Annotated in this window: 2 protein-coding genes; both read left to right on the top strand. The window is 57.4% G+C overall.

Translation table 11 applies throughout. The annotated features are described in order from the left end of the window. Positions 1-438, top strand: a 438-nt coding sequence (locus BMX68_RS24950; protein ID WP_143063371.1) for a DUF2345 domain-containing protein, incomplete at its 5' end; no start/stop codon positions are given. Then, positions 435-1,403, top strand: a complete 969-nt coding sequence (locus BMX68_RS24945; protein ID WP_143063370.1) for a DUF4123 domain-containing protein — start codon at positions 435-437, stop codon at positions 1,401-1,403. The genes BMX68_RS24950 and BMX68_RS24945, both read left to right, overlap by 4 nt. Positions 1,404-1,451 lie beyond the last annotated feature (48 nt).

The following is a 1,451-nucleotide window of genomic DNA, read 5'->3' as shown; positions in this document are numbered from 1 at the left end:
ACGGCGCAAGGCCACACCGCCTTTCTGGCTGGCGAGGGCTTGGTGCTGTTCACCCAAGGCGACAGTGGCGCCGAGCGCCCGGTGGCCAACACCGGGATCACCCTGCATACGGCGACGGGGGCGGTCAGCCTGCAAGCGCAAAGCGACAAGGTCAGTATGGCGGCGCAGGGGGATATCCGCCTGATCAGTACCCAGGCAGGCGCGCAGGTGGAGGGCAAAAGCCATGTGCTGTTGAGCGCTGAGGGCGCGGCGATCAAGTTGAGCGGTGGGAATATTGAAATCACAGCGCCGGGGGCCGTGACATTCAAGGCACAGCAGCATGTGTTGACCGGGCCGAAAGGCAGCCTGGAGACCAAGGCCGTTAGGGGCAAAGGTGAACTCAAGGCTTGTCCAGAGGATGACCTGACGGCGGTGGCACAGGGAGCGGCGTCACTGTGATGCATTTAAATCCGAAAGAAACATTGATTCGCACACTCAGTCACCATTTACATGGCGATGGGCAGCTCACGGCCTACCTGCTCATTGATCCCCTGCGGCGTGAGCCCTTCCAGAAAGAACAGCTTGTTGAGTGGGTTTGTGACGTTTTTGCCGTACCCGTCAAATCACCTTCGCTAAAGGAGGGACAACAACCGCGACTGATTAAGCTGACGCCCAAGGCCATTGAGTTACTGGATCAAAGCGTTTCACTAATGCTTGAAGAACAAGCCGACCCCCTTAGCGAATCGGCCCAGGGATTTGCCATCGGTGGTTGGTTGTTAACCCAGGCGACGGGCGAATCCTTGGCGCGACATTTGGCGGCCTGTGTGCAACGGACACTGTACGTCACCGATCAGTGGAAATATTTCCGTTGGCAGGATCGCCGGGTGATGGAATGGATGTGGCCGTCCCTGACGGTGTTCCAACAGAACGCCTTGTTGGGACCCATCGCCCAGTGGTGGACGTTGGACCGTCGCGACCAGTTGCGCATGTATCAACCCGACCCAGCAACTGAGGTGCCGCTGGCCTCCAAATTCGGGCTGTTTCTGGACAAACAACAGAGGCTTCATGCCCATCGTTGCGCACTCATTCAAACGATTATTCGCGGTTGGCTGAAGTGTTCTCCTGAACTCCCCGCCGATTATCTGAGGCGCGTGGATCGAATCGTCGGCAGGGCGATTGAACTGGGTATCGAGGATCCACGGGACACGGCGCTGCTGGCCGTCCATGCCTTGCAGATTCATCCCAATCTGCTGACGCATTCAAAAATAAGCGCACTGGTTGATCAGGCCAACACGCAGCCCGACGCCTTGGCGCACTTGATCGGTTCGGTCAGCGATTCAGAGTGGTGCGCGATTCAGCAGGCATTGGGCAGCGATTACTTAAACCCGGAACACACACGATTGGGAGCAAAGATAAATGAGTGATGAGCCAGTAAGTCAATATGCCGCCAATATCGACTTGGCCATGTCGCT

The sequence above is a fragment of the Pseudomonas agarici genome (assembly GCF_900109755.1).
GTDB lineage: Bacteria > Pseudomonadota > Gammaproteobacteria > Pseudomonadales > Pseudomonadaceae > Aquipseudomonas > Aquipseudomonas agarici.
The sequence above is the reverse complement of the archived record's forward strand: the minus strand, read 5'-3'. Positions and strand labels throughout refer to the sequence as shown.